Annotated in this window: 15 protein-coding genes; 9 read left to right on the forward strand and 6 right to left on the reverse strand. The window is 70.4% G+C overall.

Translation table 11 applies throughout. The features are described from left to right. Positions 1 to 11: 11 nt before the first annotated feature. Together lipB and V7Q48_RS15985 are read left to right on the forward strand one after the other, a co-directional pair. Complete coding sequence (gene lipB / locus V7Q48_RS15980) at positions 12 to 695, forward strand: lipoyl(octanoyl) transferase LipB (protein WP_333839597.1); 684 nt, start codon at positions 12 to 14, stop codon at positions 693 to 695. Further along, the gene (locus V7Q48_RS15985; protein WP_333839599.1) at positions 692 to 997 is read left to right on the forward strand and encodes a hypothetical protein; all 306 of its coding nucleotides are present in this window, start codon (positions 692 to 694) and stop codon (positions 995 to 997) included. Before lipB ends, V7Q48_RS15985 begins: the two co-directional genes overlap by 4 nt. A gap of 9 nt (positions 998 to 1,006) precedes the next feature. Here the strand turns inward: V7Q48_RS15985 and V7Q48_RS15990 are convergent, their stop codons facing one another. The 5 genes from V7Q48_RS15990 to V7Q48_RS16010 all read right to left on the reverse strand — a co-directional run bounded on the left by V7Q48_RS15990 (position 1,007) and on the right by V7Q48_RS16010 (position 6,926). Beyond that, on the reverse strand, positions 1,007 to 1,309 hold the full coding sequence (locus V7Q48_RS15990; RefSeq protein ID WP_333839601.1) for a hypothetical protein: 303 nt from the start codon (positions 1,307 to 1,309) through the stop codon (positions 1,007 to 1,009). Positions 1,310 to 1,319: 10 nt separating this feature from the next. Further along, positions 1,320 to 2,717, reverse strand: a complete 1,398-nt coding sequence (locus tag V7Q48_RS15995; RefSeq protein ID WP_333839603.1) for an MBOAT family O-acyltransferase — start codon at positions 2,715 to 2,717, stop codon at positions 1,320 to 1,322. Between the two features lie 13 nt (positions 2,718 to 2,730). Then, a complete protein-coding gene (locus tag V7Q48_RS16000) occupies positions 2,731 to 4,002 on the reverse strand; it encodes a GDSL-type esterase/lipase family protein (protein ID WP_333839605.1) in 1,272 nt (423 codons plus the stop codon). Positions 4,003 to 4,016: 14 nt separating this feature from the next. Continuing rightward, positions 4,017 to 5,153, reverse strand: a complete 1,137-nt coding sequence (locus tag V7Q48_RS16005) for a DUF459 domain-containing protein (RefSeq protein WP_333839607.1) — start codon at positions 5,151 to 5,153, stop codon at positions 4,017 to 4,019. Positions 5,154 to 5,255: 102 nt separating this feature from the next. Next, positions 5,256 to 6,926 carry a M23 family metallopeptidase gene (locus V7Q48_RS16010; protein ID WP_333839609.1) on the reverse strand — a complete coding sequence of 557 codons (1,671 nt, stop codon included), beginning with the start codon at positions 6,924 to 6,926 and terminating at the stop codon, positions 5,256 to 5,258. 147 nt (positions 6,927 to 7,073) lie between these two features. On the opposite strand from V7Q48_RS16010, the gene V7Q48_RS16015 reads away from it, so the two are divergent. The 5 genes from V7Q48_RS16015 (at position 7,074) to V7Q48_RS16035 (ending at position 10,617) form a co-directional block, all read left to right on the forward strand. Then, positions 7,074 to 8,066, forward strand: coding sequence for a DUF3667 domain-containing protein (locus V7Q48_RS16015; protein ID WP_333839611.1), 993 nt, complete (start codon positions 7,074 to 7,076; stop codon positions 8,064 to 8,066). 121 nt (positions 8,067 to 8,187) lie between these two features. After that, positions 8,188 to 8,883, forward strand: coding sequence for a glycoside hydrolase family 25 protein (locus tag V7Q48_RS16020; protein ID WP_333839613.1), 696 nt, complete (start codon positions 8,188 to 8,190; stop codon positions 8,881 to 8,883). A gap of 11 nt (positions 8,884 to 8,894) precedes the next feature. Beyond that, positions 8,895 to 9,341, forward strand: a complete 447-nt coding sequence (locus V7Q48_RS16025; protein WP_333839615.1) for a cytidine deaminase — start codon at positions 8,895 to 8,897, stop codon at positions 9,339 to 9,341. 39 nt (positions 9,342 to 9,380) lie between these two features. Next, positions 9,381 to 9,935, forward strand: coding sequence for a dCTP deaminase (gene dcd / locus V7Q48_RS16030; RefSeq protein ID WP_333839617.1), 555 nt, complete (start codon positions 9,381 to 9,383; stop codon positions 9,933 to 9,935). A 130-nt stretch (positions 9,936 to 10,065) separates the two neighbouring features. Continuing rightward, positions 10,066 to 10,617: a DoxX family protein gene (locus V7Q48_RS16035; protein ID WP_333839619.1), complete on the forward strand. Its 552-nt coding sequence runs from the start codon at positions 10,066 to 10,068 to the stop codon at positions 10,615 to 10,617. A 48-nt stretch (positions 10,618 to 10,665) separates the two neighbouring features. Here the strand turns inward: V7Q48_RS16035 and V7Q48_RS16040 are convergent, their stop codons facing one another. Then, positions 10,666 to 11,064, reverse strand: a complete 399-nt coding sequence (locus V7Q48_RS16040) for a hypothetical protein (protein WP_333839621.1) — start codon at positions 11,062 to 11,064, stop codon at positions 10,666 to 10,668. A gap of 184 nt (positions 11,065 to 11,248) precedes the next feature. Here V7Q48_RS16040 and V7Q48_RS16045 point away from each other — a divergent pair, with 184 nt between their 5' ends. After that, positions 11,249 to 12,250: an adenosine kinase gene (locus V7Q48_RS16045; RefSeq protein ID WP_333839623.1), complete on the forward strand. Its 1,002-nt coding sequence runs from the start codon at positions 11,249 to 11,251 to the stop codon at positions 12,248 to 12,250. Positions 12,251 to 12,344: 94 nt separating this feature from the next. Then, positions 12,345 to 13,681 (forward strand): YifB family Mg chelatase-like AAA ATPase (locus V7Q48_RS16050; RefSeq protein WP_333839625.1); only part of this gene is annotated, 1,337 nt, incomplete at its 3' end.

Raw genomic sequence — 13,681 nt, forward strand, 5'->3', positions numbered from 1 at the left:
CCCGTCGCATCATGACCGACCTTTCCACCATCGAGATCCGCCGCGAGGCCGAGCCCGTGCCGTACCGCGAGGCGCTCGAGGCGATGACCGTGCGCAATGCGGCGATTGCCGAGGGCAGCGCGGGCGACCTGCTGTGGCTGCTCGAACACCCGCCAGTCTATACCGCCGGCACCAGCGCCGATCGCGCCGAACTGCTCGACCCGCGCTTCGAAGTCGTCGAGGCCGGGCGCGGCGGGCGCTATACCTATCACGGGCCGGGCCAGCGCATCGGCTACGTCCTGCTCGACCTGCGCAGCCGCGCGCGCGACGTGCGCGGCTTCGTGCACGCGGTCGAAGGCTGGGTGATCGACACGCTGGGCGACTTCGGCGTGCCGGCGTGGCGCGCGCAGGGACGCATCGGCATCTGGTGCCAAGGCGCGGACGGGCGCGAGGCCAAGATCGGCGCCATCGGCGTGCGCATCCGCCGCTGGGTGACGATGCACGGCTTTTCGGTCAACCTGTCGCCCGACCTCGCGCATTTCGGCGGGATCGTGCCCTGTGGCATCGAGGAATTCGGCGTGACCAGCCTCAAGGACCTGGGCAAGGACGTGTCGAGCGCGCAGTGGGACGAGGCCCTGCTAGCGCGTTTCCCGGCCTTCCTGGCCCAGCTCGACGTAGCCTGTCCCGCGCCCGCCGTTTCGCAGGAGACCCCATGATGAAGCTGTCCCTCGTCGCCCCCGTCGCGTTGGCCTTGATCCTGCCACTGGCGCTCGCGGCCTGCAACAAGGCGCCCGAAACCGGGGCGACGGCGGCGGCCGGCGGTGAAGTCCTGCCCGGATCGGTGAGCGACGCGATGATCGACCTCGACGGGGCGACCGGCACCGCGCCGCTGCAGCCTGCGCCGCGGGTCAAGCCCAGCGAACGCGCCGTGGCGAGCGAGGCCGCACCCGCGAGTGAAGCCGCCGCCCCCGCCGCAGCCGCTCCAGCTGACTCGACCAGCGCCGCGCCGCCGCAGTAACGCCGCGGGTCAGGCGGCCCGGTCGGCGCGCAGGGCCTTCGCGGCCCGCTCGGCTCCGTCGACCATGCGGTTGAGGCCGAGCCGGTCGGCCGTATCGTACCAGTGTTCGGCCGCCGCCACGATCGGCGCGGTCATGGCGCTGGGCGGCAGTTGCTCGGCCCAGTTGCGCACTGCGTGGGCGTTGAACAGGGCCAATGCCACGCTGCTGCTTGCCAGAACGCCCCAGATCCAGCCCCAGCCGGTCTGCAGCGCGGCATCGTCTTCTTCGGCAAGATCGATCGGGGATTCGCCCCAGGGCAGGCCATCGTCCATCCGCGTCGTCCTAGAATTGGAAATAGATGAAGGGCGCAACGCCGCCGCCGCGCAGGCCCTCGATGATCAATAGCAGCAGCGCACCGCCGATCCCGATCGCCCAGCCCGGCAATGCTGCCATCCGGCGTGCGATATGCTGCACCGCGCGCGGGGGGCCGAAATGGCAGGCCATGCCCGCCGCGATCAGGCCAAGCACCCAAGGCGTCGCCATCGTCGCGGTCCCGCCGCGCAGCGCCGCGATCCCCGCGATATAATCCACCGCGCCATCGAAGGCGGTGCAGCGGAAGAAGATCCATCCCAGCGTAACGATGTGGAACGTGACCAGCACCCCCGCCCATGCAGGCAATCGCGGCGCGGCTTGGGGTCGCAGCTGTTGCCACAGGCGCTCGACCACCAGCACCCCGCCGTGCAGCGCGCCCCAGATCACGAAGTTCCAGCTCGCCCCGTGCCACAGCCCGCCGAGCACCATCGTGCCCAGCAGCACGAGGCAGGTGCGCCACAGCGCCTGGCGCGAGCCGCCGAACGCGCCGATGTATAGATAGTCGCGCAGCCAGCTCGACAGGCTGATATGCCAGCGCCGCCAGAAGTCCTGCAGGCTGGCAGCACGATAGGGCTGGTCGAAGTTGCGCGGGAAACGGAAGCCGAGGAGGCCCGCCAGGCCGATCGCCATATCGGTGTAGGCGGAAAAGTCGCAATAGATCTGCACCGCATAGCCATAGGCGGCGAGTGCGAGGTCGGCGCTCGAATGCCCGGCGGGATTGGCAAAGACCGGATCGACCAGCCCCACCGACAGGTCGTTGGCGATAACCGCCTTCTTGATCGTGCCCCACAGAATGAGGACGAGGCAGGCCGCCGCCTCTTGTCGGCCGAGCCGCGGCGGGTGCGCGAGCTGTGGCAGCAAATGCGCCGGCCGCACGATCGGCCCCGCGACAAGGTGCGGGAAGAAGCTCATCAGCAGCGTCAGGTCGAGCAGCCGCGCGGGGCGGGTGCGACCGTTATAGACGTCGATGACGTAGCTGAGCCCCTGGAAGGTGAAGAACGAGATCCCCACCGGCAGCACGACCTGTCCGAGGCTGAACCCCGCCTGGTCGGCGAGGAAGTTGGCGTACTTGAACCAGCCGAGCACGCCGAGGTTGCCGAGGACCGCCAGCCACAGCAGCGCCAGACGCGCGTGCGATCGCGCGGGGGGCCGGTTGGCGAGCAACCGCCCGAACAGCCAGTTCCAGCCCGAGCTGACGACCAGCAGCCCGACGAACCGCGGGTCCCACCAGCCGTAGAAGATCCACGAGGCGACCAGCAGCATGATGCGCCGCCAGTCCGCCAGCGAACCGCGCAGCCGCGCCAGCGCCCGGTTGGCCGCGAAGACCAGCAGGAAGAACACATGGAAGGTCAGCGTAGGAAAGAGCACGGCGGGCGCGGGCTCAGGGCTGTCGGGCAGGCAGCGCGGCGGCCGCGGCGAACAGGTCCGCCGCGAGGGCAGCGCCGATCATGCGACCACCATCGCGCGAGAAGTGAACGTGGTCGCCACGTTGCAGGCCCGCGGCGGTCCAGGCCATCGTGCTGCAACTGCCCCCCATCGCGCCCTGCCAGTCCCAGAACGCAACGCCAAGCGTGGTGGCCATGCGCCTCTCGAGCGTGCGCATCTGCGCGAGGTGGCCGGGCACGGACCAGCCCGCTGCACAGGCGACCGTATCGGCCGATTGGGGCAGCGCGACGGCGGGGCGGTTGCTGGCGGCATCGGGCGGGCCGAGCAGCAGGATCGGCACTTGTGCGCCGGCCATGCGGCGCACGCGGGCAACCGCGACGCGCAGCGCGGCCTCGGTCTCGTCGAGCCGCAGCGCGGGATCGAACCCCTCGTTGGTGCCGAAGGCGATGATGACGAGGTCGGGCCGAGCCGCGGCCAGTTCGGCGCCGGCAATGGCATCGTCGGCGCGCGCAAGATGCATGAGCCGCGCGCCGACCACGCCGAGATTGGCGACGATCGCCCCCGGCGTGCCAGTGCGCGTCTCCCACGCGGTCAGGCTGACGGGCCGCGTATCGAGCGTCGCGACGACGGCCTGCGTCACCGGCACGGTCGCGGTGCGGGTGAAGCATGCCCCGCCCGACACCGGCGCCGACAGGCTGATCGGCTCAGCCGGCATGCCGTCGAACGTCACGCTCACCGCGCCCGCCTCGGGGCCAGTCACGCCGCACAGCGTAAAGCGGGTGAACCGGGTGGCCGGGCCGTCGGCGGTAAGGCTCATCGCCGCGCCGGGCATCGATGCGGTCTGGGTAAAGCCCGAGAAGCCTAGCGCCGCGCCGTCGCCGCGCCGCTGCGGGCCGAACAGCGCATTGCCCTGCCACTCGCCGCCCTGCCGCGCGGTCATGCCCCAGCTGAGATAGCCCTGATAGGGCTTGCCCGCAGGCATCATGCCGCGCCCGGCGCCGCCGAGCCGCAGTTGCAGGCTCTGGCGCAGGCCCTGGGTGATCATGTCGCCCGCGGTATGGCTGTCGCCGATCTGCACCACCGACAGCACCGCCGCCGGGTCGCGCTGCATCAGCTGGGCCAGGAATGGTGCAATGGCGCGGGCATTGGCGAGTTGCCCGGGCACCGTCCTCGGGGCCATGGGCATCACGGGACCCGGGCTTGGCACCGGCGCGGTCACTTGTGCGTGCGCCGGCCCGCCAAGCAGCGTCGCCGTCAGCGTGGCCATGCCTAGGAAACGTCTCACTGCGTCGCTCCCGCATGGGAAGCCGCTGTGGACAACCCTGTCGATGACCCTGTTGGCACGTCTGTGGGCGATCCTGTGGACGGGGCAGAACCCGTTGGTGCCGGCGTGGAGCGCGGCGTCTCGGCGGATGATGGCGTGGGACTTGGAGTGGGTCGGGGCGCTGGTTTCGCCGTGGGCACAGAATGCGCCGCGCGCACCGGTTTCGGCGTCGGGGGCGCTACCGGGTGATCGCCCTGCCCTGGTTGCGGCGCGGGCGGCGGCGATGCCGGGGCGAACAGCGCCAGGATCGGCGCGGTCATCGGCCGGCTGATAACTTCGTATCCGTGAAACGTCATGTGCTTGCCGTCACTGGCGCGGGCGAGGTATTCGCGATGCGTCACCGGATCATCCAGCCGCTGGCTGAACCGGCGGTTGCGATCCTGCGTCAGCGGCACGCTGTCGGCATAAGGCACGCCGAGCTTGCATGCGACCCGTGCCTGAAACGCGTTGATCGCCTGGATATCGCGGTCGAAATCGGCATCGCGCATGCGTGGCAGGCCGACCCAGCCCACCGCCACGCCGCGCTGCTGGAACAGGCGCACGAGGTCGCCGATCCGTCCGCCCACCGCATCCTGCCAGGCCTGGCCCATGAACGGGGCGGCATGGCCGTTGACGAACAGGCCCTGCGTATCGTTGGCACCGATGCTGATGATCGCGATGTCGATCGGCTGCGCGGCGATGCGCGCGCGGGCATCGGCGAGGAGGTCCTGCGTGCGATAGCGGGTGAAGCCGGTGCCCTCGTGGCTGAAGGCATGGACGGTCACGCGCGGCTGCTTGCGAAAGGCCTGCTCGGTCGCCGCCGCGACACCATCGCCGAACGAATCGCCGAATACGCCGATGTGCAGGCCGCGCCCGCCGGCCAGCGCGGCATCGACGCGGGCACTGCGCGGAAAGGCGCTGCCGCATGCATCGAGACGCGGGGGCGCCATGGCTGCCGCTACGTCACCAGCGCCGGCGCTGGCCCCGGCGAGAGGCGTGGCTGCGTCGTCCATGAACGCGCGCAGCGGCTTGCCGCCGGTGCGCAGCGACAGGCCCAGCACGGTGCCCACGGCGATGCCGATGAACAGGACCGCACCGCGATCCAGCAATTCCAAACCCTTGCGCCTGCGCCTGCCCAACTGCCCGTCCGCCTTTCGCGTCCGGCTCTATGGAGCGGGGCGAACAGCGTCAACGGCTACGCGGCCGGTGGCCCATGCTCAGCGGGCAGGATGCAGCGCACCGCCCGGCTTCAAGGCCAGCAGCGCCTGGAGCCGGGCGCGATAGGCGACCAGCTGTGCCGGATCGACGGCGCTGGTGCGCACCACGCTGCGGATCGAGCCGGGATCGACCACCTGCCCGCCGCGATAGAGTTCGTAATGCAGGTGCGGGCCGGTCGACAGACCGGTCGAGCCGACGTAGCCGATCACCTGGCCGCGGCCGACGCGCGTGCCCGGCGCCACGGCGATGCGGCTCATGTGGCCATAGCCGGTGGCGATGCCGCCGCCATGATCGAGCCGCACGTATTCGCCATGACCGCCGTGCCAGCCGGCGAAGCTGACCACGCCATCGGTCACGGCGTGAATCGGCGAGCCCCAGGCGGCCGCAATGTCGAGCCCGGCGTGGAAGCGCACGTAGCCCAGGATCGGATGGCGCCGATAGCCGAAGCCCGAGGTGATGTTGCCGGCGACCGGGCTGGCCAGCAGCCCCGCATCGGCTGCGCGAGCGCCACTCCCCGTCATCGCCTCGGGGCTCATGAACCCGCCGCCCTCGCCCCAGCGCAGCAATTGGGCGCGCGGGTGCCCATCGCGCGTCACCCCGGCATAGAGCAGATCGCCCAGCGTCCCCTGTCCGTCGGCGGCGCGCCGGGCGGAGACGATGATGTCGAAGCGGTCGGTCGGCGCGATCGCCTCGAACGGCAGGGCGGCATCGATCGCGCGCAGGTAGGCCTGGACTGTTTCCGGGCTGGCACCGGCCGCGCGGGCGGAGCGATAGAGACTGCTGCCGACCGCTCCGGTCAGGCGCAGCGGCGTGGTGTCGACCGGGATCACCCGCCGCGTCAGCGCCAGTCCGCCGCCCTGCCGTACGAGATCGAGCGCAAGGTCGAAGCGCGCGCGGACGCTGAGGCTTTGCAGCGGGCGCGGGTCGTAGGGGCTGGCGTGGGCGCCCAGCGTCATCTGGAACCGCGTACCCGGTGCGATCGTGCCCGCCGGCACGGCGCGGTCGAGCAGCCCGGCCGCCTGCACGGCATCGCTCGGGGCGAGCCCGGAGCGCTGCAACATGCGGGCCAGCGTATCGTTCGCCCCGAGCGTCGCGGTCATCGTGATGCTGGCGCGCTCGGGCGCGGCGGTGAGGCGGGTGACCAGCGGTGTCGCGGCGAAGTGGCGGCCGTTTCCGGCCCCGGCCCGCAGCGGTCGCAGCCCCTGCGCGGCAAATTCGGTGGCGGTCGTCTCGTCCAGCGTGACGAGCGGCGCGGCCTGCAACGGCGCGAAGGCCGGCCACAGCGTCAGCGCGCCCGCGCACAGCACGGCGCAGGTCGCGGCGCCATGGAGCCAGCGCTTGCTGCCGATATCCTGGGCCAGATCGTGGACCGGCAACCAGCGCAACGCGGCCCGCTCCATCGCGAGGCAGGCGCGCAGCCAGCGGCGCGCGAGCGGATGCGCCGACAACCGCCAGGCGTGATCGGGCCGAGGCGTCGGATCAGGCGCTGGAAGGAGCGAATCGGGCACCACGGCGGCGGATGGCATTGTGCGGCCGATGATGGCGGCGCGGCGCTGGCCGAACGCAGGCGCGGCCACGGTGCGCGCGAAGGCACGGGGGGCCGCGCCGGACCCGCCGGTGCTGCCGAAGGCGCTGCCGCCCAATCCCAGACTGTCGCGTGGGCCGTGCACGCCCGCATGCCCCCTTGGTGGTTGCGAAAAGATCCCGTCCCATCGCTCTGCCGCAACAGGGTTAAACGACCGTAAAGCAGGACGCAGGGTTGCACGGCCGGCGCGGCTGTCGCAGTCTGGCACGCGCAAGACGGGGGAAATTTTGCCGTGACGAATACCGTGACCGCGCGTGGCGACGATGGCCACACGCACGAGACCGCCTGCCTCAATTGTGGCACGACGCTGGTCGGCAGCCATTGCCACGCCTGTGGGCAGGCCGCGCACGTCCACCGCACGCTCGGCGCGTTTTTCCACGACCTTCTCCACGGGGTTTTCCACTTCGAGGGGCGCATCTGGCACACCTTGCCGCAACTGGCGTGGCAGCCCGGCCGCCTGACCCGCGCCTATATCGACGGCCAGCGCGTCCGCTATGTCTCGCCACTGGCGCTGTTTTTGTTCAGCGTGTTCCTGATGTTCGCGGTGTTCCACCAGACCAGCGGCGCCGCGAAATGGACGTTCAATCCCTCACCCGACGGCAAGTCCCTGGCCCAGGCCCGCGACGAGGGCGAGGCGAAGCTGGCGAAGCTGAAGGCGCAGCGCGCGCAGCTCGTGCGCGACAAGCAGAGCACCGAGGCCATCGACAGTGCGATCGATGCGCAATCGACCGCGCTCGTCGTGATCGACAGCATGGCCCCGTCCAAGGACGAAATCGCGGGCGCGACCGTCAAGAGCGACATTCCCATCGTCTCGCACCTGCTCGAGACGTTCCGCGCCAACCCCGGCCTCGCGATGTACAAGCTGCAGTCGTACACCTACAAATACAGCTGGGCGCTGATCCCGATCTCGGTGCCGCTGCTGTGGCTGCTGTTCCCCTTCAGCCGGCGCTACCACCTCTACGACCACACCGTGTTCGTCACCTATTCGCTCTGCTTCATGACCCTGCTGTCGGTGGTGGTCATGCTCGCCCAGTCCGCCGGCTGGCGCAGCGCGCCGATCCTGTTCCTGTTCGTGCCGCCGTGGCACATGTACCGGCAGCTTCGCGGCACTTATGCCCTCGGCCGGCTGGGCGCGACATGGCGGACCATGGCGCTGCTGGTCTTTGCCTTCGTCGCGCTGCTGATCTTCGCCGCGGTAGTGCTGGCGCAGACCGGCGGGGAATAAGCCAGCCAAGAATCGGTCAGCATGAAGTGAATTTCGGGCTCGCGCTTTGACCGGTCCCACCCCATGCCCTATGCGCCGCGCCCGACCTTCCGCTCTCGTCAGGAACACTCCGAGTCTCGCCATGGCAAAACGCAAGAATCCGGCGCTGCGGCGCGTGCTGGCGGCGCTGCTGCTGGCGGCGCTCGTCGGTGCGGGGCTGCTGTGGTGGCAATCGCGGGTGTGGCGGCCCGACCGGCAGGCTTTCCCCGTGCAGGGCGTGTGGGCCGACGTGCACGACACCCCGATCGACTGGCGCCTGGCGAAAGGGGACGGTGCCGATTTCGCCTATCTCACCGCCAGCGAAGGGCCCGACCGGCGTGACGATGCCTTTACCGAGGCGCTGGAGCAGGCTCGCACCGCCGGGCTGCAGCTTGGCGCGGTGCACGTCTACGACCTGTGCGCGCCCGGTGATCGCCAGGCCGCCAACTTCGTCACCATGGTGCCGCGCGACGATGCCCTGCTGCCGCCCGCGGTGGCGCTCGACATCGACCAGCGCAGCTGCCCCCAGCCGCCGACCGAAGCCGCGCTGCAAAGCGAGCTGACGACGTTCCTCAACCAGGTCGAGAAGCACGCGGGCAAGCCTGCGATCCTGATGCTCACGCGCGGGGTCGAGAGCCGCTATCATCTGGCCGCGGTGATCGATCGCAACATCTGGGTGCGGCAGGACTACCTGCGCCCCGGATACGCCGGCCGCCCCTTCGTGATGTGGACCGCCACCGACCGCTACCATTCCTCCGCCGCCCCCGGCCCGCTGCGCTGGGTGGTGGTGCAACCATGACGGCCCCTCCCATGAACAATGCACCCGTGATCGACGAAACCGCCCGCGCCAGCCTGATCGCCGCCGCCCGTGCCGCGCGCGAGACGGCCTATGCCCCCTATTCGCACTTCACCGTCGGCGCCGCGCTGCTCTTTGCCGACGGTTCGGTCGTCACGGGCTGCAACGTCGAGAACGCCAGCTACGGGCTGTCGCTCTGCGCCGAGACGGTAGCCTGTGCCAGCGCGGCGCACGCCGGGCGGCGCGGCGGGCTGGTCGCCGTGGCGGTTGCCGGCGGCCCCGAAGGCGTGGATGGCGAGCCGATCACCCCCTGCGGGCGCTGCCGCCAGGTCCTGCACGAGCAGGGCGCGCTCGGCGGCACCGATCCGCTGGTGCTGAGCGCGGGTGGCGACGGCATCGTGATCGAGGAGCGGCTATCATTCCTGTTGCCGCGCGCCTTCGGCCCGGCCTATCTCGGCTGATCTTCCAGACGCATTCCCGCACCGACAAAAGGACCGGCCTTGGCCATTCTCTCCGACAAGTGGATCCGCAACAAGGCCCTGACCGAAGGGATGATCGAGCCTTTCGTCGAGACCCAGCGCCGCGAGGGCTGCATCAGCTACGGGCTGTCGTCCTATGGCTACGACGCGCGCGTCGCCGATGAATTCAAGATCTTCACCAATGTCGATTCGGCGGTGGTCGATCCCAAGGATTTTGCCAGCAACTCGTTCGTCGATCGCAAGACCGACGTCTGCGTGATCCCGCCCAATTCCTTCGCGTTGGCCCGGACGGTGGAATACTTTCGCGTGCCGCGCGACGTGCTGGTGATCTGCCTCGGCAAGTCGACCTATGCGCGGTGCGGGATCATCGTCAACGTGACCCCGCTCGAGCCCGGTTGGGAAGGCCACGTCACGCTCGAATTCTCCAACACGACGCCGCTGCCCGCGCGCATTTATGCCAATGAGGGCGCGTGCCAGTTCCTGTTCCTGCAGGGCAACGAGCCGTGCGAGGTCAGCTATGCCGACCGCGCCGGCAAATACATGGGCCAGCGCGGGGTCACGTTGCCTCGCTTGTGACCGCGCCATCGGCCTGTCCGCAAGGGCAGGCCCAAATGGTCCCATCCGGAGCCGAAAACGGAACCGAGCGCCATCCGCGCCATTGATTGCCCATCACGGGGCGGTCACTGGCACGAAAAAGGCGTAAACCATGAACACGATTGCAGCGCTCGCAGGACGCATCCTGCTCTCGCTTCTCTTCATCATCTCCGGCCTCGGCAAGCTGTTCGACGTGAGCAGCGCGCAGGCCGCGCTCACCGCGGTCGGCCTTTCGCCCGATCTCGCGCTGCCCGCAGGGCTGTTCGAACTGATCGCGGGCCTCGCCCTTGCCTTCGGCGTGGCGACGCGCCTGTTTGCCGTGCTGCTCGCCGGCTTCACGCTCGTGACCATCCTGTTCTTCCACCACAACCTGCTCGATCACCTGCAGGTCGTCGAAGCGCTGAAGAACCTTGCCATCACCGGTGGCCTGCTGGCGCTGTTCGCCCATCGCCAGGTGGCATGGAGCTATGACGGGTTGCGCGCCAAGCGCGATCGCGAATCCGCAGCGCGCGACGCCGAAATGCGCGCCGCCCGTGCCGAGGGCCGCGCCGAGGCCATGGCCGATGTGCCGCGCGGCACGGTGGTGACCGAACCGGTCACCGACATCGACGGGAACCCCACCGGCACGGTCGCGGTCGCACGCCGCAAGTGGTGGCAGATCTGATCGGCCGACCCTCGGCTGGTCAAATTTGACGGAACAGCGACGCGAGGGTCAGGGCCGCTTCATCGCCGCCACGCAGGCAGCCCTGTCCACCTCGCGTCCATCCCCCCGCCGCGCATCGACATAGGTCGCGGTGGGGGCGCCGCCCGACTGCGGCGGATAGAGATAGACGTCGAGGATGCAGGCGGTACCCGACCACTGCAGCTTGCGCGCGTCTTCCTCGCGAACGTCGAGCCGCGGCGCGCCGAACAGGCGGGTCAGCGATTCGGCATTGGCACCGATCACGCCCTCGAGCCCCTTGATCGACTGCACCGTCGGCGCTGGCCGTGCGGGTGTCGGCGGGAGCCGGCCCGGACGCGGAGCCGCGACATGCGCGGGGGCATGAGCCGGTGGCCGGCCGGCCGGCACCGCGCCGCATCCGCTCAGCAGGGCAGCCAGGACGCCAGCCATGCCCCAGGGTGCCCACCGCGCGACGCGCATTGCGGGTAGCGGGACAGGTGACGGGGCGGCCAGGCGCGAGGGTCGAGCGATCATCGCCGGGTGATGGCGCTGGAGCGGGCGCGATGCAACCGGCCTTGCGACCAAACGCTGGGGCGGGTAGGCGCCGGCTTTCCATCCGTTTGCGAAAGATACCATGACCGCCAGCCCCGCCCCGCGCCGTTTCGACGTGATCGCCATCGGCAATGCCATCGTCGACATCATGGCCCCCGCCACCGACGACCAGGTTGCCGCGCTGGGCCTCGCCAAGGGCGGCATGACGCTCGTCGATTCCGACCGCGCCGCCACGCTTTACGATGCGATGGGCCCGGCACGCGAGATTTCGGGCGGTTCGGCCGCCAATACCCTCGCCGGCCTCGCCGCGCTCGGCGCCGACTGTGCGTTCATCGGGCAGGTCGCGGACGACCAGTTCGGCCGCGTCTTCGCGCACGACATCCGCGCCGGCCAGATCGCGTTCGACACCGCCGCGCGCGCCGGCCAGCCGCAGACCGCGCAGTGCCTGATCTTCGTCACGCCCGACGGACAGCGCACGATGAACACCTTCCTCGGCGCCTCGCAGTTTCTCCCCGCCGCCGCGCTCGACGAAACGATGATCGCCGCCTCGCGCGTGCTCTACCTCGAGGGCTACCTGTGGGACCCCGAGGAACCGCGCGCCGCGATGCGCAAGGCCATCGCCGCCGCGCGCGCTGCCGGCACGCAGGTCGCCTTCACGCTGTCCGACGCCTTCGTCATTTCGCGCCACGGTGACGATTTCCGCGCGCTGATCGCCAATGGCGAGATCGACATCCTCTTCGCCAACGAGCACGAACTGGCCGCGCTGACCGGCGAGGACGATTTCCACACCGGCATGGCCAAGATCTGCGCGCAGGTGCCGACGGTGGTGGTCACGCGCGGGTCCGAGGGCGCCCATGCCCGCCGCGATGGCGCCGATGCCCATGTCCCGGCCGAGCCGATCAAGCGCGTGGTCGACACCACCGGCGCGGGCGATCTCTTCGCCGCCGGCTTCCTCTATGGCCACGTCCGCGGCCTGGCGCTCGAGGAATGCCTGCGTCTCGGCGCGGTCTGCGCGGCCGAAGTCATCTCGCACTACGGCGCGCGTCCCGAAGCCGATCTCAAGGCCCTGACCGGGATCGCCTGAGCCGCATACACGCCGCTCACAGACTGCACCGTTTTGACCGCATCGCCCCGCGCCCCCTTGTGAGGTGCGGGGCGCGGCGGCAACGCTTGGCCCCATGGTCGCGCTGGTTGCCACGGTTGCCTATCTCGGGCTCGAAGCCCGCCCGGTCGAGGTGCAGTGCCAGGTCGCGCCTGGCCTTGCCGCCTTTCGCGTCGTCGGCCTGCCCGACAAGGCGGTGGGCGAAAGCCGCGAACGGGTCCATTCGGCCCTCTCCGCGCTCGGCCTCAGCCTGCCGCCCAAGCGCATCACCATCAACCTCTCGCCCGCCGACCTGCCCAAGGAAGGTTCGCACTACGACCTGCCGATCGCGCTGGCGCTGCTGGCCGCGATGGGCGTGGTCGATCGCGAGACGATCGCGGACTATGTCGCGGTGGGCGAATTGGCGCTCGACGGACGGATCATCCCCAGCCCCGGCGTCGTGCTCGCCGCGCTCCATGCCAGCGGTGCCGAAAAGGGCCTGATCTGCCCCGCCCCGCAAGGCGCCGAGGCGCGCTGGGCAAGCGGGATCGACGTCATCGCCGCGCCCGACCTCATCTCGCTACTCAATCACCTGAAGGGCACGCAGCGCCTGCCCCCGCCCGCGCCCGGCGAAGCCCTGCCCCCGGTGCGCGGCGCGGACCTGCGCCAGGTGAAGGGCCAGGAGGTCGCCAAGCGCGCGCTCGAGATCGCCGCGGCCGGTGGGCATAACCTGCTGCTCATCGGACCGCCCGGGGCGGGCAAGTCGCTGATGGCCGCGTGCCTGCCTGGCATCCTGCCCGAACTGACTCCGTCCGAGGCGCTCGAAACCTCGCTCGTAGCCTCGGTGGCGGGTACGCTCGAAGACGGCCGGATCAGCCGCGCCCGCCCGTTTCGCAGCCCGCACCATTCGGCCTCGATGGCCGCCCTCACCGGCGGCGGCCTGCGCGTGCGCCCTGGCGAGGTCAGCCTCGCGCACCTCGGCGTGCTGTTCCTCGACGAATTGCCCGAATTCCAGCGCCCGGTGCTCGATTCGCTGCGCCAGCCGCTCGAGACCGGCGAGGTCACGGTTGCGCGCGCCAATGCCCACGTCACCTTCCCGGCGAGGGTGCAACTCGTGGCGGCGATGAACCCCTGCCGCTGCGGTCATCTCGGCGACCCGGCGCTGGGCTGCAGCCGGGCGCCCAAGTGCGCGGCGGACTATCAGTCACGCGTATCGGGGCCGCTGCTCGACCGCATCGACCTGCATGTCGAGGTCGACCCGGTCTCCGCCGCCGATCTCGCCCTGCCGCCGCCCGCCGAGGGATCGGCCGAGGTCGCCGCGCGCGTCGCCGCCGCCCGCCAGCGCCAGACCGCGCGGCTCGACGGCAGCGGCCGGCGCAACAATGCCGAACTCGACGGTGAGTGGCTCGAACGCTTCGCCACGCCGGACGAGCC

Origin of the sequence: Novosphingobium sp. (genome assembly GCF_036803765.1) — a bacterium.
Taxonomy (GTDB): Bacteria; Pseudomonadota; Alphaproteobacteria; order Sphingomonadales; family Sphingomonadaceae; genus Novosphingobium.

Excerpts from the sequence above, each read along its gene's own strand:
- V7Q48_RS16020 (WP_333839613.1), top strand. The coding sequence starts at position 8,188 with ATGGCAAAACGCAAGAATCCGGCGCTGCGGCGCGTGCTGGCGGCGCTG.
- V7Q48_RS16025 (WP_333839615.1), top strand. The coding sequence starts at position 8,895 with ATGAACAATGCACCCGTGATCGACGAAACCGCCCGCGCCAGCCTGATC.
- V7Q48_RS16035 (WP_333839619.1), top strand. The coding sequence starts at position 10,066 with ATGAACACGATTGCAGCGCTCGCAGGACGCATCCTGCTCTCGCTTCTC.
- V7Q48_RS16045 (WP_333839623.1), top strand. The coding sequence starts at position 11,249 with ATGACCGCCAGCCCCGCCCCGCGCCGTTTCGACGTGATCGCCATCGGC.
- V7Q48_RS15985 (WP_333839599.1), top strand. The coding sequence starts at position 692 with ATGATGAAGCTGTCCCTCGTCGCCCCCGTCGCGTTGGCCTTGATCCTG.
- V7Q48_RS15990 (WP_333839601.1), bottom strand. The coding sequence starts at position 1,309 with ATGGACGATGGCCTGCCCTGGGGCGAATCCCCGATCGATCTTGCCGAA.
- lipB (WP_333839597.1), top strand. The coding sequence starts at position 12 with ATGACCGACCTTTCCACCATCGAGATCCGCCGCGAGGCCGAGCCCGTG.
- V7Q48_RS16040 (WP_333839621.1), bottom strand. The coding sequence starts at position 11,064 with ATGGCTGGCGTCCTGGCTGCCCTGCTGAGCGGATGCGGCGCGGTGCCG.
- V7Q48_RS16000 (WP_333839605.1), bottom strand. The coding sequence starts at position 4,002 with ATGGCCACGCTGACGGCGACGCTGCTTGGCGGGCCGGCGCACGCACAA.